The following is a 22,458-nucleotide window of genomic DNA, read 5'->3' as shown; positions in this document are numbered from 1 at the left end:
ACTTGTGCCTGTCCATAAAAGGTCTTTTCGGAGTTTCGTTCCTCGATTACCTACCTATTTTTTGCGTATGCTCAAAATTGTACCCTCGAAGGTAAGCGTAGATTCCGATATCAAGTATATGTCTGCGGTAAAATGTATTGCATGCCTTAAACTTGATCAAAAAATCCTCATTAATGGGCAGACATCATCTTTCCTTTTCCCATACTATTACAGGGTGCCCAAAATGAATCACTTAAAAATAGCTGCCCCAATGGCTGCTGCTCTTTTAATGACTGTAACGATGACTAACAGCTCTCATGCACAAAATACCCCACTGGTACGTTTTGGTATTATCACCGACATGCATCACACAAACAAGCCAGATACAGCAACAAGAAAATATTCTGCATCTCTGGATAAGGGACATATATTCATTAAGACAATGGAGGCAGACAAGGCAAAATTCATTGTCGAGTTGGGAGATTTTGTGGACACCCTGGCTGAGCAGAAAGATCCGCAACAAAATCTGCAGGAACTTGAGAAACAATTCACATCCTTCAGTGGTCCAGCTTATCATGTATTGGGGAACCATGAATTTGACAATGTTACCCGTGAACTTTTTCTTTCTTCCATCACCAATCAAGGCATAGACAAGGGGCAAACCTACTACTCCTGGGATGCAGGCGGAGTTCATTTTATCGTACTTGATGCAGGGTATACAAATACTGCTCCTCATCGGGCTTTTGACATGAATACCCCTGAAGATACATTCTGGACCTGGAAGGATGCCTTTATTCCTGAACAGGAGACGGAATGGCTCAAAAACGATTTAAAAGCTAGCAACCTGCCAACAATTGTCTTTACCCACCAAACCATGGATAGGGTTGATGAACAGGATCACAACATAAAAAACGCTTCTCAAATCCGAAAAATTTTCGAGGATGACGGCCAAGTGCTGGCGGTATTCTCCGGCCATGATCACCAGGGAGGTTATTCCAATATTAAAGGCATTCATTATATAGTGCTGCACGGCAATGTTGGAGTGAGCGATACCCGTAGCTGGCTGGAAACCAGTTCCTCAGACGGCTATGATAAAAAAGCTGACAACCAATTTTCGTTGATTGAAGTAAGCAATGGCAATCCATCTCAATATACTGTCACAATACATGGATATGGTCGACAGCCCTCTTATGAACTGCACTGTAGCCTGTAAAAAAAATCTGTGGCAAATCACTTTTCCCCCTTACTCTGAGTCCTTCCCCTCTGGGAATCTCACAGACTTAGAATACATCAAAAGCGCCCCCCAATGCAGGTTACCCTGCTTCTGGGGGGGAGATAAGGGTTTGTTTTTTGTCTTCCAGATTTTATACTTGCGAATAAAAGACAATAAGGAAACTCCAGGGAGGGAACAGGCGGACAATTACGACCAATGGATCAGGAACAAATCACAACGCGCACTTAATATAAAAAAAATATATGGAACACATCAATTTTTTTCTTGCTTTTCCTTGGCAGATCTGACATTATCTATATCAGGATAATTGATCGAAATCGACAAAAATCCTAAACAAAGGTGAACCTTTCTTCCTTCCCCCCCCAATATTGGAAGAATTCTTCACAGTTCTGTCATGCCCCGCCAATTACCATCCTCTCCCTTCCACCTCTTTTGGCGGGGCACCCTCTCAGGGTTGCCCCTATCAGACTATATAAAAAATCGAACAAACTCTGTTTTCTCAAGCTATTACCTGTCCCCTATCCCGATGGCGACCAAAATATACATCAACACGCCAATAAATCAATAAAACTGAACAGTATAATAACAAATCCTGAACAAACACCGGGTATTCTGTATACATCCTGAGTCCTGCAGGATACGTACTCCCTGTACAGTGCTCCGCCAGCCCCCCCTTCCTATCCCCTTCACTGGCGGAGCACCCCTCCTCTCCAGCTCCAAGCAAAAATATAAATTAACATTTTGCTAACATCCAACTAACGAGATAAATATAGATGTGCCAATGACCCTACTGCATTTGGAGAGAGGTATTTCAAGATATACACATGAGCAGATCACTTCAGAAAGAATTAGCTGAAATCATAGAACATCAGCAAATAACAGTTACGTTCCAGCCAATTGTTCATCTGCAACAAAGAAATATATATGGATACGAAGGTCTTATCCGAGGACCGGTTGGAACCCTTTTTCATTCACCGACACGCTTGTTTGAAATTGCTCAGCATTCTGGAATGTTGTCAGACATTTACAACCTCACCCGTCAACTGGTGTTTGAACAGTTTTCAAACATGCTTTTACCTGGCTTTCTTTTTCTCAATACCCATCCGGCCACCATACTCAACAGGGAATCCGAAAAAAAAACAACGCTTGACGCGGCACGTGAAGCAGGACTTGATCCCAGTCGCATTATCATCGAACTTACCGCAACGTATCCCATTGACGATGTAATGCTTATCAGACAGACCATGGAACATTATCGCCGAAGTGGATTTGCTATAGCACTGGATGATCTGGGTGATGGATATTCTCAAGCATTACTCTGGTCTGAAACGCGGCCTGATATTGTTAAAATTGATAGAGACGTTATTGCAGGAATCGATGAAGATCGTCAAAAACAACGATTCATATCAACAGTTCTAAAACATACCCATGACCTGGGTATACGAGTTATCATAGAAGGTGTTGAAGGCCTGGAAGAATACAAAACTATTCGAAAAATCGGTGCAGAAATGGCACAGGGATATTATTTCTGTCGTCCAGCCAGAGTTCCACCCAAATCCATTGCTCCAAAAATTTTCCGCCGGGACAGACGCACTGCTGGTTCATTCGAAAAAATGACCATTGAAGAACTAGCTAAACCGGCGTTTCCTGTTCAGGCCACTGTTAATGTATATTCAGTGGGAGATATCTTTACCGGTGCACCTGAATTGGAATCTGTTGTTATCCTGCAAAACAATGATGTGCTCGGCATGGTTCTTCGCAGTGACTTCATGAACATATATGCCAGTATGTACGGAAAAGATCTGTATGGCAAACAACCCATTGCCAAGTTTATCAATCGAAACACCCTTCAGGTCGAAAAACACCTTCCCCTTGAAGAGGTTAGTTACCGCCTGACAACAGCTCTGAACACATACACAGATGAATTCATCATTTTGGACAACGGCAAACTCCTTGGCAAAGGCAAATTAATAGACCTTTTACACGAAATTACCAAATTACGAATCATACAGGCACGTTATGCAAATCCCCTTACTCTTTTGCCGGGAAATGTGCCGATTCAGGAACATTTGCAATATATTTCCAACAAGAACGAGCCATATGTAGTCTGTTATTTTGACCTGGATAATTTCAAACCATTTAACGATTTTTTCGGATTTGCCAGGGGTGACAAAGTGATACGATTTGTTTCCGATCTTCTGGTGTCGAATAGCGATGAAAAAATTGACTTTGTCGGCCATGTGGGTGGTGACGATTTTATACTTATCTTCCGGTCAGTTGACTGGCGATCAAAAGTAGAAAATATTCTCACTCTTTTTGACAAATCTATTTCAAGCTATTACGAGGGGCATCAAGGAGACACATTGGACGCATGCGATCGAAACGGCAAGAGACAACAATACGCCATTATGTCTCTTTCCGTCGGTGCGGTTGTAGTGCCGCAAAGCCTTGATTATTACTCCATCGACCTCCCGGGAGAAGCATCTCTGGCAAAACATGAAGCAAAAAAGAAGGCTGGCAGCAGTATGCATATCCGTTATCTTAAAGCCCCCACAGGAATTGAAAAAGAACTTTGACAGGCTCCTTCCACCTTTGATCCTCAAAGGTAAACTCAGACTCCGCTGTCAGCCATATGCCTGTGGTAATATTTTAATCTGCTTCGGAGTTTTCGCACACCCGCTTTGAGCGGAAATCTTCATTTAGGGTCACGCAAAAATACATTATCCAACCTTGCTTGTCTCTCAACTCGGTAACGTCAAAGCGTCAATGGCTCAAGACGGCCAGTATGGAACCATTGACGCGACGATGTTACCAAACCGATATCCTGCGCAATTCTTTGATATTTATCATTTCCCGCGCCCCTTATAGAAAGACACGGACTAATCAGTTCTTAATTAAAACCAAAATAACTCCTAAAGCAGAAAGTCTAATATTGCTCAGTTCCTGAGGCAGCATATTTTTTCTTACAACATAAACAAGAGATAACAATGAAACGTTTGAACAAAATTTCGGGCTTATTGCTGGCCGCAGTCCTGATCACCTCACCTGCTTATGCAGCAAAACCAAAATATGTTTTTTACATGGTCGGTGATGGTCTGGGCGCAGCTCAACGTCAATTCAGCGAATTTTTTTTGAAAGAAAAGGACCGTAAAACTGACGAGAAACTATTAATGGATACTTTTCCAGTTTCCGGCCTCAATTCGACCTATGCTACCAATACCCTGATCACCGATTCAGCTGCTGCTGCAACAGCCCTGGCAACCGGACACAAAACAAACAAAGGGTATATCGGTCAAGACCCCAACGGCAAAGATCTGGAAACCCTTATTGAAGAAGCAGAAAAGCACGGAATGTCAACCGGATTGATCACAACAACCAGGATTACCCATGCTACCCCTGCCGCTTTCGCTGCACATACCCCTGACCGAAACGACGAAAATGGCATAGCCGAAGATTATCTGGACAGCGGTGTTGATTTCTTTGCAGGCGGGGGTATTCGCCACTTCATTCCTAAAGATGTAAAAATTGCAAATGGTGACGCTGTCGGCCACACAATTAAATCCAAAAGAAAAGATGACAAAGATCTTGTAAAGGAGTTCAGCGCCAAAGGTTACGATACTTTTATCGGCAAAGAAGGTGTTAAAAAGTTCAATGCTACTGATTTTAACAAGGTGGAGAAAGTACTGGCACTTTTCACCTATACCCATATGCCGTACGAGATTGATCGTGAAAACAAATTCCAGGACTGTCCTTCCATTGCAGACATGACCCAGGCTGCCATTGATGTTCTCTCAAAAAACAAGGATGGGTTTTTCATGATGATCGAAGGTGGTCGTATAGATCACGCCGCACATGCCAACGATCCGACAGGAGTGATTTATGACACCATTGCTTTTGATAAGGCAATCGACAAAGCTTACAATTTCTATAAACAGCACCCTGAAGAAACACTGATAGTTGTTGTCGCCGACCATGAAACCGGCGGCATGGGACTGGGATTCGATTCTCAAGGCTACAAATTGGACATGGGACAATTGCTGGATGTTAAAGCTTCCATTGAAGACAATATCTTTAACGGTGCTGGCTTAGAATACAAGCAAGGCAAAAGAGAAGCATTCCTTACCATGCTCAACACTACATATGGACTCGACAATCTGACTGCTGAAGAAAAAGCAATGCTTGAAAAAGGGATGGATGAGTCTGATGCAGGAAAAACTTTCGGCTATTATAAATATGATCCTGCTGCAATTGCTGCAACTCATATTCTTTCCCAGCGGGCAAACATTTCCTGGACCACCACCATTCACACAGCTTCCATGGTGCCTATGTCTGCCATAGGTGTCGACGCCCAACAGTTCGGCGGTTACAAAGACAATACAGAGGTAGCCAAAGCCATGGCAAAGGTGCTCGGCTTCAGTATCTGATTTCGTATTTCACGCGTTCCCTGCAAATATAACCAGCCTGTTCCCCTTGAGCCGCATTCAGGTAAAGGGGGGAGCAGGCTTTTTCTATCAAATGTATCTGCAAAATATCCGACCTTACTAGCAGCCATGTTCCAGAATTTTTTCTCCTACACGCTTTTGCTCCTCCTGACTCTTGCAGGAATTTTCGGCTACTATCACTACACAGACACAATCAGCGCACAAAAAGACGCTGGGATTCTCGAGGTAAAAGCCAAAGTAATTTCAATAGATAACTCCGATGTGCGGGTTTCCAGTTTGTCCAGCTTGGGCACGCAGGAACTGGAAGTTCAAATTCTGGAAGGCCGGTTCAAAAACAGAACATTGACCGCAACGTATAATCTTATTGGTCAGATGGACCTGGAAAACAACTTTAAGGCGGACGATACAATTATTGTAGCCATCATAACAGATAGCGGCAAGATCACACATGTCAAAGCAGTTGAGCTCTACCGGCAGGATGTACTTATATATCTGTTTGCCATATTTGTGCTTGCCCTTCTTCTCTATGCAGGAACCATTGGCATAAAAGCATTGATATCTTTCGTGCTGACGGTATTCATCCTCTGGGAGTTCCTGATCAAGCTCATTCTTGCAGGCCATGATCCGATTCAGATCACCAGCTATACGCTCATGCTGCTTTCCGGTGTGATTATTTTTCTTGTTGCCGGATTTAACCGAAAAGGTACTTCTGCTTTCCTGGGAACTCTCGGTGGACTGTTTATAACCCTCGGAGTTACCTTTATTTTTGGTGACAAGGTCGGATTGCATGGCCTCACCCAACCCTATGTCACTGTGCTTCTGTTCAGTGGATACAGCAATCTAAATATTCAGGAAATTCTCTATTCAGCAATTCTGCTGGGCGCATCCGGCGCTGCCATGGATATTGCCATGGATATTGCAGCATCCATGGACGAAATCTACAGGAAAAAGCCTGAGATCAAACCGATTGAACTCATGCAATCAGGATTCACAGTGGGACGCCATGTCATCGGCACCATGGCAACAACTCTTCTATTAGCCTATTCCGGTGGCTATTTCACCTTGCTCATGGTGTTCAGAATCAAGGAACCGAGCATAATGCGTATGATAAACCTCAAAATCGTGGCCGCAGAAATCGTTCGCACCCTGATAGGAAGCATTGGCCTCGTACTGGTTGCCCCTCTGACAGCCATCATTGGTGCTGTTATTATTACCGGTGTACTCAAACCGCTATGGCGACTGAAAAAACCAGTATTGCCCATAAAAAATCAGAGGGCATCCAACACAGCCATATTTTGCGCTGATCCCAAAGAATAACTGCCCGCCGGTAACAGCCATGTAACCTGAACAAAACGGATAAACCTTTTTTAGACCGACTAACAACCATATAACCTGCGCATAATATGCTTGCATGCCTGCATGGGGTATGGTATTTTCCGGGCCTTTTTCCCCAAATTACCTTTGCCTCCATGATTCATTTAAACAATATACACAAACAGTACGGTTCTCATATCCTGTTTCAGGGTGCCAGCCTGCAGGTTCTCCCCAATAGTCGTAACGGTCTGGTCGGTCCAAATGGTGCTGGAAAGACTTCTGTTTTTCGCCTTATTATGGGCGAAGAAGAAGTGGACAAAGGAGATATTTCCTGTTCCCAGAAGACCGTTATCGGCTATTTTTCACAAGATGTCGGCGAGATGTCCGGACGGACAGTCCTTGAGGAAGTAATGTCTGCGGCTGGTGAGGTCGTTGAGCTCGGCCAGCGGATGCGCCAACTGGAAACACAGATGAGCCAGCCCATGGACGATGATGCTCTCGCTGGGCTGTTGGAAGAATACGGCTCTGTGACCGATATGTTCGAACACCGTGGCGGCTACGATCTTGAATCACGCGCCAAGGCAATCCTGGGCGGTCTTGGTTTCTCAGAAGCAGATTTTCTACTCCCGGTGGAAACCTACAGTGGCGGATGGAAAATGCGCATTGCCCTGGCAAAGATACTTGTAATAAACCCTGATGTATTGCTGTTGGATGAACCAACAAACCATCTTGACATCGAATCCATCCTCTGGCTAGAGGAATGGCTGGCAAACGATTACAAGGGGTCACTGTTAATGACCTGTCATGACAGGGAATTCATGAATCGAATCGTTTCCCGGGTTATTGAAATCGCCAATGGTCAGGCCACCACGTATAATGGGGATTACGACTTCTACCTGCGTGAACGTGAAATCCGCCGGGAACAGTTGCAGGCCAGTTACCGAAGACAACAGGAGATGCTGGCCAAGGAGGAGGAGTTTATCGCCAAGTTTGCCGCCCGAGTATCCCATGCCGCACAGGTCCAGTCCCGAATAAAAAAATTAGAGAAAATTGAACGAATAGTTTTACCCCCTGAGCAGAAAGTCATGAAGTTCAATTTTCCGGTTCCACCGAGAAGCGGTGAAGATGTACTGCACCTGAAAAATCTAGGCAAAGAATGGCAAACGGTTAACGGGTCTGCAAAACCAGTTTTCAGTGGCCTCAGTGGAACCGTCAGAAGACTCGAGAAAATCGCACTGGTGGGAGTAAATGGCGCCGGAAAATCCACACTGTTAAAGGTCATCACAGGTCGTACCGAGCCCTCTGCAGGTGAGGTCATTACAGGGACCGGTGTTACCACAGGATATTTCAGCCAGCATGCGATGGATTCCCTCAACGCAGAGCATACTGTTTTTGAAGCTGTTCAAGAGGTGCTGCCTTTAGAAAATATCGGCGTCATCCGCAACCTCTGTGCTGCTTTTCTGTTTCAGGGCGACGATGTGGACAAACGTATTGCCAGCCTTTCAGGTGGAGAAAAAAGCAGGGTTGTTCTGGCCAGACTCCTGGCCAGGCCACTAAACTTTCTGGTTCTTGACGAACCTACCAACCATCTCGATATTCTTTCCCGGGAAGTATTGCTTGATGCGCTCAAGGCATTTGAAGGCACCATCCTTCTGGTAAGCCATGATCGTCACTTTCTGAGATCACTGGTGACCAGGGTTTTTGAAATTGATCATGGTGAGATGCGCATATATGAAGGAGATTATGAGTATTACCTTGAACAGGTAACCGAGCAGTAGTCCCCGGAACACGTAACAGATATAGCCCTGTTTTCCCTTGCCGCCGGTGCAAATCCGGAACACGTTTTTTTTAATGAGATAATAATGATAGAAGCTTCCAAAATTTTCCTTTCTTACGGCAAACGTATAATTTTTAAAGATGTTAACATCAAATTCACCCCAGGTAACAGTTACGGCCTTATTGGCGCTAACGGCACCGGTAAATCCACCTTTCTGAAAATTCTTTCAGGTGCTCTCAGCCCTGACAAGGGAGAAGTGTTTGTCGACGGCAAGAAACGAATCGCCGTGTTGAATCAGGATCAGTTTGCCTTTGACGAGTATAAGGTTGCCGAAACCGTTCTCATGGCACACACCCGCCTTCATGAAGTGATGGCCGAACGTGATGCTCTTTACGCAAAAACTGAATTTACCGAGGAAGATGGCATACGCAGCAGTGAACTCGAAACTGAGTTTGCCGAAATGAACGGTTACGAGGTGGAATCTGAGGCGGCTGTTTTGCTGAGTGGGCTTGGGATCGGAGAAGAACTCCGTGATAAAAGAATGAAGGAACTTGAAGGTGGTGAAAAAGTCAGAGTACTTCTGGCACAGGCTCTTTTTGGCAATCCTGACATCCTGCTTCTGGACGAACCAACCAACAATCTTGACCGCAAATCAATCACCTGGCTGGAAGGGTTTCTTGAGCGCTTCCAGAATACCGTTATTATCGTATCCCATGACCGGCATTTTCTGAACCAGGTGTGCACCCACATGGCAGATATCGATTACGGCCAGATAAAGATATACACCGGTAATTACGATTTCTGGTATCAGTGCAGCGAATTAGTGAAACAACAACGCCAGGATGCAGGCCGTAAGGCTGATGCCAAGGCAAAAGAGCTCAAAGAGTTCATTGCTCGCTTTTCATCCAATGCCTCCAAGGCCAGGCAGGCAACATCAAGAAAAAAACTTCTCGATAAACTCGAACTTGAAGACCTGCCAGCATCATCAAGAAGGTACCCTTTCGTGCTATTCAAAGCTGGGCGATCATGTGGCGACGTTATCCTGGAGATTACAAACCTTACTAAAGATATAGAAGGAACCAGGGTTCTGGATAATTTCTCCCTGCAAGCCAATAAAGGCGATAAAATCGGTTTTGTTGGCACTAACAGCCTGGCCATAACCACTCTTTTTCAAATCCTTGTTGAAGAACTGGAACCGGACAGCGGTAGTTTCAGGTGGGGGCAGACCATGTCCACATCCTATTTCCCCAAAGAAAATAGCGCCTTCTTTGCTGATGATGTAAGCCTGGTTGATTGGTTGAGCGAATATACCCCGCCATCAGAAGGTGAAAGCTATGCCCGAGGATTTCTCGGAAAAATGCTTTTCTCCGGAGAAGAAGCCCTGAAAAAAACCAGTGTACTCTCTGGTGGTGAAAAAGTACGATGCATGCTCTCAAAAATGATGCTGAGCGATGCCAATGCTCTCATTCTTGATGAACCGACAAACCATCTTGACCTTGAATCAATCACTTCACTCAACAATGGGATGAAAGCATTCAAGGAGATCATCCTATTTTCTTCACACGACCATGAACTGATGGCTACCGTGGCAAACAGAATCGTTGAGATTACCCCCAATGGGGTGATAGACAAGATGCTGTCCTACAACGATTATCTGATTGACCCTGATGTTCAACGGCAAAGGGAACAGTACTCACTCTCATGATAACCGTGTTTTCATTCCGCTCCCATTTAGTTGAATGTTTGGTTGGAAATGTAATACGTAAAAGATATCTGAATAGAAATGACAAAAAATACTAAATGCGGGCATCACATGACGCAAAAAAAGAAGCCCACTTCGTACACGGTTAAGACGGAGGACACGCTTCTGGCAAACCTCTTGACCAACTTGCCCCAGAAAAAACGTAAACTGATCAAGGCTGTTCTCAGAGACAGGCAGGTCTCAGTTGATGGAGAAATCATCACCCAATTTGATCATTCACTGACTCCCGGGCAACGTATCGAAATACTGTGGGATAAAATCGTACAAGAGAAGCATCCACGTGAACTCAACATTGTCTATATGGACGATGACCTTATTGTCATCAACAAGCCATCGGGTTTATTGACAGTTGCCACCAACAAAAAGGAAACAAAGACGGCTTATGCAATGTTGCACAAGTACCTCAGGGCTGAAAACCCTGAGAATAAACTATTTGTTATCCACAGGCTTGACCGGGAAACCTCCGGTCTACTCGTGTTTGCCAGAAGTGAATCTGTCAGAAATGCTCTTCAGGAAACATGGAACAGCACCATCGGGCAACGGGATTATGTAGGAGTGGTGCAAGGAGAGGTTGAGCCGGCGCAGGGAACTCTCTCTTCATGGTTAAATGAAAGTAAAGCATTTACAGTTTATTCATCGCAAAAGCAGAATGGCGGGAAAAAAGCTGTCACTCATTATACAACCATTCAGGGAAACAGCGAATTTTCACTTCTACAGCTTAACGTGGAAACCAACCTTAAGCATCAGGTTCGAGTACATATGCAGGATATACAACATCCAATACTTGGAGATAAAAAATACGGCTCAACAGCCGATCCAATTGGACGAATGTGCCTACATGCCAAAGTACTTGTTTTTACTCATCCAACTACTGGAAAAACATGCCGCTTTGATACAGGAGTCCCTACCCCGTTTCTGAAATTTTTTACTATTGAAAATGGCAATCTCCATTGTCCAAAGAGTGCAGGGAAATAACAAAAAAAGCTGCAAACAGCCACTTGCTGATTGCAGCTTGTCATTTTGCTCGAACAACCATTCTTGCCCTTTCAGCAAATCGACAAACACACGTGTAACTAGTTGAAATATCTGTATCGTTAACCCCGCGATCAGTTACGTTTCCCCAAAAAGATCAGAATGGTAGCTCCATTAAATCTGTTCGCATCAAATCCTAGTTTGGGTCAAAACGTATTATTATATCTTCATATGCAGCTCTTTTCTAAAAAGAAATTATTATTGCTTGTGTAGCTTCAATCGATTGATTATTTTTTTAATCCCTTCACCTTTGTGGTGCGTATAGAAAAAAGAATCATATGCACAGTTGGAGTAACAATCAATATTACATGTTTGTACTTTTTCTTTCAGTGCAAACCGCAATTTGCTAATTTTTTTGGGATCTAAATCAAGAAAGTGTAAATCAAGCTCATCCATTTTTTTTGTACAGCTTCTAATGTACCCTGATGGCGCGACATTGATCCATCCATATCGAGTGGGATAGTTACAGTTCCAAAATTTTTCACGACGAATAAACCTAAAAATATTTTCAAAATAAGAATCAGGATCTAAAATAGGGTAGCCTGATTTTTTCTTTTCTAGAATACCGGAAACAATATCATTTAAAATCGGCACATCGCCAGTCGAAAAATAGATGTCATCATTAGTCCTGTTTTCTGGATGTAATGGAGGTACAATGAATCCAAGTGATATTTGAATATCCCATCTTTTAGAGAATTCAATCAGTTTCAGTATTTCCTCAAAGTTATTTTTATAGATCACCGAGTTTATCCTGGTATGCATATGGTATTTTTTTCGTGCTTCTTTCAAAGCTTCCATCAATCCAGGTTGAAAAATAGAATTTTTGCTGGTTACTTTAGTAGACTGAACTCCATCAACAGAAATATTAAGGTAATCAAGGCCGCACTTCCCCAGACTTTCAATCGAAGATTCAGTTAGAAGAGTTCCATTTGTGGTCAAATCTGTCATCACATTCCGTTCAGTACAAAGCGCAAGTGCTTCATTGAGAGATTGCCAGATCATTGGTTCTCCGCCTAGAAAAGTCATTAACCCTACTTTGAGTTCTTTAGCTTTATCAAGATAAGCGCAGAAGGAGTTGATGGACATGTCAGTAGCGTTATTGTCGCGTTGCCAGCAATACGTACAATGCAAGTTACATCGGTCAGTCGGAAGCATCCTTACGAATGCGGCGGTGCCATGCCGATAACTGGACAGGTAAGCCTTGCTTAAGTTCTCAAATTTTGCAATTCGCTGAAGTCTTCGTTTCATTTCTATATACCTGACGGGTTAATAATAACTGATGCAAATAGAGCATAGCGCAATTTACATCCAGATTATTTGCTTTATAAAAAGGTCACCTCAATATTTTTTGGTAAATCACAGAGATGGCCCAAAGCCTGTTAAGCAACGGTTAACATTGCCACTACTCTTTTGCGTTCTGGGAGCTTTTTTCTAACAGCCCAAGGTGCGTAAGTGTGAGTCCAATGCTCCCCCATGAAAGAATGAATTTTCATCATCCTGCAAGGTTAATAGCAATTAAGATGCCAGGCGTACACAATACATATATGTCAATGATTTTACATATCATTTACCACTTTCTTGAAACGATCTCATGCCTTAGGCGGTATATATATTGCACAAAATGTACAGGCTTTATTCATTAATAGTCAGGTATGTACTGAGAAAACTCGCAGAAGAGTTGCTCGAATCAAAACACATCTGTTTGGGGTGAAACAGCGTAATGTTTAACTGTATTATAGGGTTGTCTATAATTTGTCGCGCCGCTAACGGTTTAACCAGAGTGTAAAATGGGTATGATTTCATAGTAAGGGGTCACGAAAAAATAAATAATCCAATAATCCGATCTTGCTTGTCTCTCAACTTGGTAACGTCATCGCGTCAATGGCTCAATACGGCCAGTATGGAACCATTGACGCGACGACGTTACCGACCCCATACCCTACGCAATTTTTGGATATTTCTTATTTTCAGCGACCATAAATACATACGAAAAGATGAGTAGGGGTGGGACCTTTAACATTTTTTGCAAAGTAGTTCATAAGCAAGATCAAGTTGAAATACTTTACAAACGCTAAAACAAAAAAGGCCGCGTGAAACGCGGCCTTGAGAGGTATTTTTTACGTTTTGGTCTCTGATGATTCTCAGAATGGGACATCCTCACCCATATCTGAGGGACCTGAATAGGATGGACCGGGATCGCCATAATCCCCACCAAAACTACTGCCTGCTCCACCACCGCCGCCGCCTTTAGGTGTGAGCATTTTCATCTCCCTGGCAACAATTTCTGTGGTATAGCGGTCATTGCCGTTCTGGTCCTGCCATTTTCGTGTCTGCAATTTACCTTCTATATAGACCCTTGAGCCTTTTGAAAGATATTCTCCACAAATTTCAGCAAGGCGTTGCCATGCCACAATTCGGTGCCATTCTGTCTGTTCCTGCATCTGGCCATCCTGACCTTTCCATCTTTCTGTAGTGGCAATATTGAATGTTGCCACAGCAGTACCGCTCTGGGTGTATCGAATCTCAGGGTCTGCCCCAAGATTACCTATTAAGATTACCTTATTAATCATTGTTTAAATCCTCGGCGTTGTTCTTTTCTTTAAAAGCGCACACTATACTGGGATAGATGTAAAAATCTACCACTATTAACATGGAGCAAGCCCAACTGCTCTGTCGAGCATGGCTGGAATACCTCCTTTCTCCTCTGGCACAAAGCCAAACACCTCCTGCCAGATCTCATCGTTTTCCATACAAAAATACACACAGGTGGAGGGTGCTGCATATTTTTGGATTTCGGCAAGAATAAAACGATACATGGCAACTCGTTCAGTACGAAAATACCGTTTCTTTCCATCCAGTCCATCAACGAATTCTTCGTAAAAAAACCTGGAATCAGAAAATCGAAGCCCTGCAATTTCTTTTAAAGCCGGAAGATAACGCAACGCACCAAGACTGATCCATACAATTTTTTTAGTCGGAACTGATGCAAATAACCTGCGGATAGTTTCACGATATCCTTCTTGCCATCCATCATGGTAAATAATGGGGTCAAAATGAAATGCTAAATGGTATCCCCATTCAGCAACCTGGGCAGCAGCCTGCAGTCTTTCTTCAAAAGATGCGGTACGAATCTCTTCTTGGGCCATCACTTGCTGACTGTTAAGTGACCAGGCCAGAATTGTCCGCCCATTGTGATCCAGTCCTTTCAGATTATCGATGACAACACTTTTACTCTTAAGTTCCAAAATGCAGTTTTCTTTATCTCGTATGTAGTTGACCAGTCTGGGACTCAGATGGGTAATACTGTCAATGGCCAGACTGTCTGTAAATTCACCTGTACCAATGCGAAACACCCTACTCTTGTCAGCGAGGCCCTGATCAAGTTCTGTAAACAACTTTTCGATATTTACAAAAAAACTCATCCAGGGATTATTGAGGTATGCCTGCAGGATACAATACACACAGTCCATGGGACAGCCCATCCCGATATTAAGCACCTGGTAATCGCAACATCGATATTCCTTTGTACCAGGACATGGTTTAAAAAATGTACCGAGATTCTTACAAAGCAGCAGGTGATGCTTACCCTCTGTCAGGTTACCAGGATACGTACCTTCAATGACAGGACGTTCAGCTGTTTTTAAAATGGTATACGGCAATCCTGTTCGCTCAAGAATCTCCTGAGTGTACCGATTGTCTTCGCAATCTTCGGTAATATGGAGGTGACGCACATATTTGGCAGGGTCACCATATGATTTGTTTCGTGTCATGATGTACTACTCGTGTATAAATATGACTGTAGAGAGCTTCGAGGGCAGGAAATCCATATGGCAGAATAATGGCACTCACCCATCCTGACTCGCTGTTTCAAGAGATTGCGCTATTTGCCCGGGTAAGGAAAGATAATAGTTTCCTTCACCTGGTCGGCCATGTTTCATACAACCGTTACCATAAATAGTACATTTCCTGCTGAGTTCTTCTAAAACCAGTTGCTTTTGCCCGGTTGCCAAAGAATGGTTTGCCAATAATCTACAAAGAGCCTCAATGCGATAAACATCCATACCAAGACGATATTGATATGAAAGCTGATCCTCCCTTCCTCCATCTTTACAGATGAGTTGCTCAGGGACAAGAAGAAACTCCTCGTGCGCTCCGATGCGAAGCCAGAGTTCATAATCTTCACAACATGGTAACCGTTCGTCAAAGAGCCCGAACCGGGTAAAGGTTTCCCTCCTGACCATGACTGTGGACATACCTACCATACACATTTGCAGACTCGGGATAAAAATATCTCCGTGGGGCGGATCATGCTTTTTTTTCTGGTTGACCCGCACCCCCCTCCGATACCATATCTCACGTGTATGGGATACCAAAAATTGTGTATGAGACGACATTGCTTGAAACTGCTTTTCCAGTTTATGGGGCAGCCACCAGTCGTCAGAATCCAAAAAGCTGAGATAAGGATAACGAGCTGCACAAATTCCACGATTTCTTGCAGCTGCTGCACCGCGGTTTGCCTGGTGAATCAATTCAATGGGGAAAGAGCAGTCATTGGCCATTTCACTTACCACTGCAGCTGTATCATCTGTTGAGCCGTCATCAACCACTATGATTTCCTGTGGTTGCAATGTCTGATGCTGAATGGAACGTATCGCACGGGTCAAACGGGAGGCACGATTGTATGTGGGAAGTATAACTGATATCAAGAGTTCTTGAATAAAGGCTAGAGTTAAGGTAACAACTAAACAGACGGCAATCCGCCGCCTGAATATGGAATGTCATTTCTCACTGTGTAAGTATGTGCCAAAAGTATGGAACATCAGCCACCATGAAATCCACAAAAGCATGTCCGAATACATAGTTGTCTTCACCCATTGTTGTATATATTCAACAAATAGTGGTGCGGTATTCAATTGAAATCAGCAGATGGCGCTCCGATCATTGCAAGAAAAACTATTTACTTTTGGCAGATTTATCCTCTCTATAGTATAGTGCGAGGTTATCAAAGGAAAACGATTTCAACCCGGATTTCTCACGAGTAGATTTTACAGTGCGGACATGCCGCCGCAGTGTTTTAGCGGTCTCTACTTGCCGTAAGTAATTGTAAATCAAGAAAATACCGCATAATATACTCGCACATTGGGAGCTTTTTTCAAGTTTCCTAAAAAGTGTTTTGCCTTTCAGGCATGTTTGACAAACGCTATTATTTCAAATACTTAAATATAACATTAGGAAATATCATAAAAAAATGCGGGCTTAAGCGACAAAGCACATTATTTCTGACTCCCAACAAACAGCACTTTCTATACAAAAAAAAAGCCTGACAATCTTCTCCCGCCGAGCTCAGGTAAATTACGCATATATGTACACAGACATACTCATCAATGCAACACCATATGAAAATCGAATTGCCCTTATTGAAAACGGCACCCTTATCCAATTTCACCTGGAACGTCTTTCAGAGAGAGGCCTTATCGGTAACATCTATCTGGGCCGCGTCGTCCGGGTGTTACCGGGAATAAATGCCGCATTCATTGATATAGGAATGGAAAGAACAGGCTTTCTATATGTGGATGATGTAGTTAACAATACAGAAAAATATATCCATTCTCCAGAAGAACCAAACCAGGAAAAGACGAGCGGGAAGTCCGGATCTACAGCAGCTATACAAAATCTTCTCAAGGAAAACCAAACCATCCTTGTACAGATAGCTAAAGAACCCATCGGTTCAAAGGGTGCCCGTCTAACCTGTAACATCACCCTGCCCTGCCGTAACCTGGTTTATATGCCGCAAACTGATCATATCGGCATTTCCAGAAAAATTGAAAACGAGGAAGTGCGCCAGCAGCTCAGAGATAAAATCAAACAGCTTCGCCCTTCCGGAGCCGGCTTTATTATCAGGACAGTTGCTGAGCATATCAGTAGTGAAGAAATAGAGGCTGATATGGAATTTCTCCTTCTACTTTGGGATGAAATTCTTTCCAAATCAGAAAAAGTGACAGCCCCCTGTCTCCTGTATCGCGATCTTGATATCATTCGCCGAGCTGTACGTGATTATTTTCATGAAGATATCAAGCAGCTTGTTGTAGACGATCACGATGTATATGCAGAACTCCTTAGATATGCTAGAATATTTGCTCCAAGCCTGGAACCAAGAATATTCCATCACGATTCCAGCTATCCATTGTTTGAAGCATACGGAATAGAGATGGATATCAATTCTGCCCTTGACAAAAAAGTCTGGCTTCGCTCGGGTGGATATATCATCATCGAACCTACAGAAGCTCTGACTGTTATTGATGTGAACACCGGACGATTTGTGGGCAAAAATGATCTGGCAGAAACCATATTCAAGACCAATATGGAGGCTGTAAAAGAGATAGCCTACCAGATATGTCTTCGTAATATTGGGGGCATTATCATTATCGACTTCATCGATATGGATGATGAACAGGATCGCGAGGAGTTATACGAAGCCTTTAAAAAGGCCATGCAGGATGATAAAAGTAAAGTCAACATTCTCAAATTATCTGAGTTTGGACTCGTACAGATGACCAGAAAGCGTCTTTCTGAAAGTCTGACCCAGATGATGTGCGAACCCTGCTGCTACTGCGGTGGTGACGGCTTTCTCAAATCACGCCGTACAATCTGTTATGAAATTTTTCGAAAAATCACTAAAGATGCGAGAAAAATTTCAGCCTCTGGGGTGGTTATCAAAGTACACCCAAAAGTTGCGGACATGATGCTTAATGAAGAAGCAGCACACATCGAGGAACTGGAAAAAATTACCGGAAAACAGTTTACCATTACCGCTGTTCCTGATATGCATATCAAGCGGTACGATATTCTCTGGAAGGAATAAACACCTACATGGTTTTACCCTGATTCAATATAGCCTCCATTTGCAACTATGAATCCAAGGGGCGGGTGACCTACCCAGGCTTGAAAGCAAGCCAAAAAAACGTGGAAAAACAACACCGTACAATCCACATCTCAACAAAATGGTATGAGCAAAACAAATCTATCCTACCAGAAATAGAACAAATCTCAAAATTTCGTTTCAGGATAGATATAAGATACACAAAGAGCAAAATAGCATGGCAAAAAGAAATAAAAGAAGATCACTTTCAGGTCATAGACGAGGTGGATTTCTCAAAAAATTTTCCTTAACCCTTATTATTGTTGCTGTTATTGCTGCAGCTGTTTCCGGCCTCATTCTTTTCGAAACTGAAGACCCCGGCTTAACCCTGGAAAAAGAAATCACCTATCTGGGAAGTAATGTTGAACTCCCGTTTAAGGTTTATGATAAACGCAGTGGTGTAAAGTCTATTGTTGTCAGTCTGGAACAGCAGGGTGTCAAAAGTGAAATTTTCAATCGAAGTTTCGAACGTCAGGCATGGTTCAAACCAGCCGGCCCTGCAACTGTCGCAGAAACCGTGAACATCGACACTAAAAATGCCCAGCTGCAGGATGGCAAAGCAGACTTGGTCGTCACTGTCCGCGACTTCTCGCTCAACGGGCTTCTCAAAGGCAATGAGACGGTAAAGCGTATCCCTGTCATCATTGACAGTGTTCCTCCGCGAGTATCCATTACCCATGCTCAAAATTATATTCGCCCAGGAGGAAGCGGGATTGTTATTTACGAGGTATCAGAGAATTCTCCCAGACACGGCGTGCAAATTGACGATCTCTTTTTTCAAGGCTTTCCCCTTGATCAACATCCCAAGCAGTTCATCAGCTATATTGCTCTTCCATGGAATAGTGAGGAACCGCAAAACGCAAGTGTCATTGCCAGGGATGAGGCCGGGAATGAAGGTAAAGCTTTAATACACATGAATTTTAAAGCAGTTGCTAAAAAATCAGACAGGATTAACGTCAGTGACAATTTCCTGAAAAACAAACTGCCCGAATTTCAGGAACGTTACCCTGGAATGCAGGGTACGCCTATTGAGCAATATCTGCATGCCAACAGGGATATACGCCAGCAAAATGCGGCAACAATATCTAAGATATGCTCCAATCCAGACCCAAAACAGTTATGGAATGATCGATTTTTGCGAATGGCTGGGGCAAACCGGGCCGGTTTTGCCGACCAGAGGACCTATTTTTACAATGGCAGCCCCGTTGACAACCAAACCCATCTTGGCATTGATATAGCCTCCACGGCCAGGGCAGAAGTCAGAGCTGCCAACAGCGGTAAAGTGGCATACGCTGATTATCTTGGAATCTATGGATATATGATTATTCTTGACCATGGTCAGGGACTTTACAGCTTATATTCTCACCTCAGCAAAATTGACACAACCGTAGGCTCTATGGTTGAAAAAGACGCTCTGATAGGGCATACAGGAGCAACAGGTATGGCCGGTGGCGATCACCTGCATTTTTCCATGCTCATTCACGGTATTTTTGTAACGCCAAAGGAATGGTGGGATCAGCACTGGATCGATGTGAATATCAAAGAGTTCCTGAAACCAGGCGCATAGCGTTTTCCAGGATACGGGGTTAATGCCCCCACGGGGGCAAAAATCAAATCTATCAAACATTTCATTATTGAAGCTTCTACACCTGCATGCGTTTGCCACGTTTACCGCTTCTGTTATATAGTTATGTAGCAACGGAGTTGCTTGCTCCTTTTTTTGCAAGCTTCATTATTCTATACTCTGTTTTTTTCCTGGTCAGACTCATTCCTCTGCTTGAAGTTGTCCTGGAACTGCGTATAGGTTTTGCCGACTTTATACGTCTTTTCTGCTACATTTTCCCCCATATGCTTTTGTATGTCATTCCCATGGCAAGCATGACCGGAGTTATTATTGGCTTCACCCGGCTGACCAACGACAGGGAAATTCTGGCGTTCAAGGCATGTGGAATCAGCCTCCTGCGCATGCTTCCACCAGTGGTGATTATTGCCGCGACCATAGCCACATTGACTGGTTTTTTCTCTGTACATCTGATACCTGCCGGTGAGCAGAACATGAAACTGCTCATGTTCCAGCTCGCTAAAGAAAAAATCGATAAGGGATTAAAAGAAAAAACTTTTACCGAAGCACTTGGGGATCTGGTCGTCTATGTAGATGATATAGACGAAAATGATCATTGGCACGGAGTCTACGTCTCCGACATGCGCGACAGGGATCAACCCATTATTACAATAGCGAAAGCTGGCAGGATGGAGGCAGAGGTTAAAAAAATGATGGTCACCATCATTCTAGAAGACGGTACCCTCCACAATGCCGAAGGAGTAGACAACCAGGTCATTCGCTTTGAAAAATACCAGCTGCAGATACCGCTTCAAGCACCTAAAACCGTTGACGGCGAAAGCATGGATCAAATCAGCAGAGGAGCTCTTACCCAGGAGCAGCTGATTCAAATGGCGGAACGCTTTGGACCGGATAATAAAAAAGGTATTGTCTTCCTGACAGAATATTGGGATCGCTATGTCATGCCCGTGGGTTGTTTCATCCTCAGTCTGCTTGGCCTTCCTCTGGGATTGCAGGCAGGCCCAGGAAAACGAGCTGTAGGTATTCCCATTGGACTTGGATTCTTTGTTGGCTTTTACGTTGTTTCTACGACCTGTAAGGTCATGGTTGAAGATCTGGTCCTGCCATTACTCTTGGGTATGTGGCTGCCGGACATCATATTTGCATTGCTGGCCATCTATATTTTCTACAGAGTGGAACGTGAGTACCCCATTTTGCCGGAAACAGTTCAGAATTTCCTGGCAAGCATATTTGACATTACTATAAAACCGATTCTGTATTATCTTGGTTTGTTCATGAAATGGTTGCTGCATCGCCGTACACCGGTTGAAGTGAGTGATGCAGATACCATCGGAACCAAGGTTCATGCGAATGCAACGACCAAGGAATACCATTTATCACAATGTGAAAACTACACTTGCAGCCAATGTACCATTGAATTCCTGAGTCCAGAGGTTGCAGAGGAATCAGGTTTCAGACCCTGTTCATATTGCCAGACATTGCTAAACAACCAGAAACCTTGAAATACTGTATTAAGCTTGCCCTCAGCGGAATCATTCTTTTTTTGATTTTCCGTCAGATAGATATCCAGGTTGCACTTCATGCCGTGCGTAAATTACCACTCTACATCCCGATAAGTGTGGTATTTTTACTGATATGCGGGACATCTCTTGCTGCCTATCGTTGGTCTCTCATCATGAAAAGTCTTGGTTGCCGTCAACCTTTGTCTTTTTATTTGATGAGTTATTATAAGGGCTGTTTTTTTAATCAGGGCTTGCCAACCAGCATAGGCGGCGATGCATTGCGTATCCTTGACTGCTCCCGCATACTTGACAACAAGGAAGACGCATTTTACGGTACCTTCATTGATCGCATTATAGGGTTGAGTGGTCTGCTCCTGCTGAATCTGTTCGCCTTGCTTTTCAACATGGAACTCTTGCCGGTTCAGATTTCTACTCTGCTGATACTGCTGACCCTGTGCCTCCTGATTGCTTTGATTTCACTTTTCTTTCTTCGCAATGTAAATATTCTCAAGCGATTAAAGTTTCTGGCATACATTCCCCGTCTATCACAGCGTTACAGGGATGTGTACGCCACACCTGTTGCCATATTAAACCAGCTCAGCCTCAGCATTTTTATCCACCTTATTACCATGTTTTCTTTTTATATGCTGGGAAATGGCCTGGGGCTGGAATTTGATCTTGCTGTATATATTACACTCGTACCTCCGGTACTTCTCCTGACGATACTGCCCATTTCCCTTGCTGGATGGGGCATACGGGAAAGTGCCATGATAGGATTTTTCCTGCTCATAGGGGCTGATAAGTCTCTGGTTTTATTGTTCTCTATTATTTTTGGTTTACTGTTACTTATTTCTTCGCTGCCGGGATTTGCTATATTTCTTTTCCAGAAGCGTCATATATAAAAGACCTCGGCCC

At 43.6% G+C, this 22,458-nt stretch carries 15 protein-coding genes; 11 read left to right on the top strand and 4 right to left on the bottom strand.

Annotated elements, in window-relative coordinates; translation table 11 throughout:
* Positions 1-223 precede the first annotated feature (223 nt).
* From G493_RS0124620 to G493_RS31200, 7 genes are all read left to right on the top strand, one after another.
* Positions 224-1,192: a metallophosphoesterase gene (locus G493_RS0124620; protein WP_161629890.1), complete on the top strand. Its 969-nt coding sequence runs from the start codon at positions 224-226 to the stop codon at positions 1,190-1,192.
* An 845-nt stretch (positions 1,193-2,037) separates the two neighbouring features.
* Entirely contained in the window at positions 2,038-3,789 is a 1,752-nt protein-coding gene (locus G493_RS0124615; RefSeq protein WP_035275875.1) for a GGDEF domain-containing protein, read from the top strand.
* A 411-nt stretch (positions 3,790-4,200) separates the two neighbouring features.
* Entirely contained in the window at positions 4,201-5,637 is a 1,437-nt protein-coding gene (locus G493_RS0124610; protein ID WP_205623755.1) for an alkaline phosphatase, read from the top strand.
* 126 nt (positions 5,638-5,763) lie between these two features.
* A complete protein-coding gene (locus G493_RS31205; protein ID WP_051309908.1) occupies positions 5,764-6,972 on the top strand; it encodes a YibE/F family protein in 1,209 nt (402 codons plus the stop codon).
* A 152-nt stretch (positions 6,973-7,124) separates the two neighbouring features.
* A complete protein-coding gene (locus G493_RS0124600) occupies positions 7,125-8,747 on the top strand; it encodes an ABC-F family ATP-binding cassette domain-containing protein (RefSeq protein WP_028582473.1) in 1,623 nt (540 codons plus the stop codon).
* An 84-nt stretch (positions 8,748-8,831) separates the two neighbouring features.
* Positions 8,832-10,451, top strand: coding sequence for an ABC-F family ATP-binding cassette domain-containing protein (locus G493_RS0124595; protein WP_028582472.1), 1,620 nt, complete (start codon positions 8,832-8,834; stop codon positions 10,449-10,451).
* A gap of 108 nt (positions 10,452-10,559) precedes the next feature.
* A complete protein-coding gene (locus G493_RS31200; RefSeq protein WP_161629889.1) occupies positions 10,560-11,483 on the top strand; it encodes an RluA family pseudouridine synthase in 924 nt (307 codons plus the stop codon).
* 255 nt (positions 11,484-11,738) lie between these two features.
* On the opposite strand, the gene G493_RS0124585 is transcribed toward G493_RS31200, so the two are convergent.
* The 4 genes from G493_RS0124585 to G493_RS31195 form a co-directional block, all read right to left on the bottom strand.
* Positions 11,739-12,788, bottom strand: a complete 1,050-nt coding sequence (locus G493_RS0124585; protein ID WP_084813762.1) for a radical SAM protein — start codon at positions 12,786-12,788, stop codon at positions 11,739-11,741.
* Between the two features lie 893 nt (positions 12,789-13,681).
* Positions 13,682-14,110 carry a single-stranded DNA-binding protein gene (locus G493_RS0124580; protein WP_028582470.1) on the bottom strand — a complete coding sequence of 143 codons (429 nt, stop codon included), beginning with the start codon at positions 14,108-14,110 and terminating at the stop codon, positions 13,682-13,684.
* A 75-nt stretch (positions 14,111-14,185) separates the two neighbouring features.
* Positions 14,186-15,310 carry an SPL family radical SAM protein gene (locus G493_RS0124575; protein WP_035275874.1) on the bottom strand — a complete coding sequence of 375 codons (1,125 nt, stop codon included), beginning with the start codon at positions 15,308-15,310 and terminating at the stop codon, positions 14,186-14,188.
* Between the two features lie 75 nt (positions 15,311-15,385).
* On the bottom strand, positions 15,386-16,246 hold the full coding sequence (locus G493_RS31195) for a glycosyltransferase family 2 protein (protein WP_232363831.1): 861 nt from the start codon (positions 16,244-16,246) through the stop codon (positions 15,386-15,388).
* 656 nt (positions 16,247-16,902) lie between these two features.
* Here G493_RS31195 and G493_RS0124565 point away from each other — a divergent pair.
* From G493_RS0124565 to G493_RS0124550, 4 genes are all read left to right on the top strand, one after another.
* The gene (locus G493_RS0124565; RefSeq protein ID WP_028582468.1) at positions 16,903-18,402 is read left to right on the top strand and encodes an Rne/Rng family ribonuclease; all 1,500 of its coding nucleotides are present in this window, start codon (positions 16,903-16,905) and stop codon (positions 18,400-18,402) included.
* Between the two features lie 235 nt (positions 18,403-18,637).
* Entirely contained in the window at positions 18,638-20,026 is a 1,389-nt protein-coding gene (locus tag G493_RS31190) for a M23 family metallopeptidase (protein ID WP_035275872.1), read from the top strand.
* A gap of 86 nt (positions 20,027-20,112) precedes the next feature.
* Positions 20,113-21,543: an LptF/LptG family permease gene (locus G493_RS31185; protein ID WP_051309903.1), complete on the top strand. Its 1,431-nt coding sequence runs from the start codon at positions 20,113-20,115 to the stop codon at positions 21,541-21,543.
* Positions 21,540-22,445, top strand: a complete 906-nt coding sequence (locus G493_RS0124550) for a lysylphosphatidylglycerol synthase transmembrane domain-containing protein (protein WP_161629888.1) — start codon at positions 21,540-21,542, stop codon at positions 22,443-22,445. Before G493_RS31185 ends, G493_RS0124550 begins: the two co-directional genes overlap by 4 nt.
* Positions 22,446-22,458 lie beyond the last annotated feature (13 nt).

The sequence above is a fragment of the Desulfogranum japonicum DSM 18378 genome (assembly GCF_000429945.1).
GTDB lineage: Bacteria > Desulfobacterota > Desulfobulbia > Desulfobulbales > Desulfobulbaceae > Desulfogranum > Desulfogranum japonicum.
Note: the sequence above shows the minus strand (reverse complement) of the source record. Positions and strands in the feature narration are given on the sequence as shown.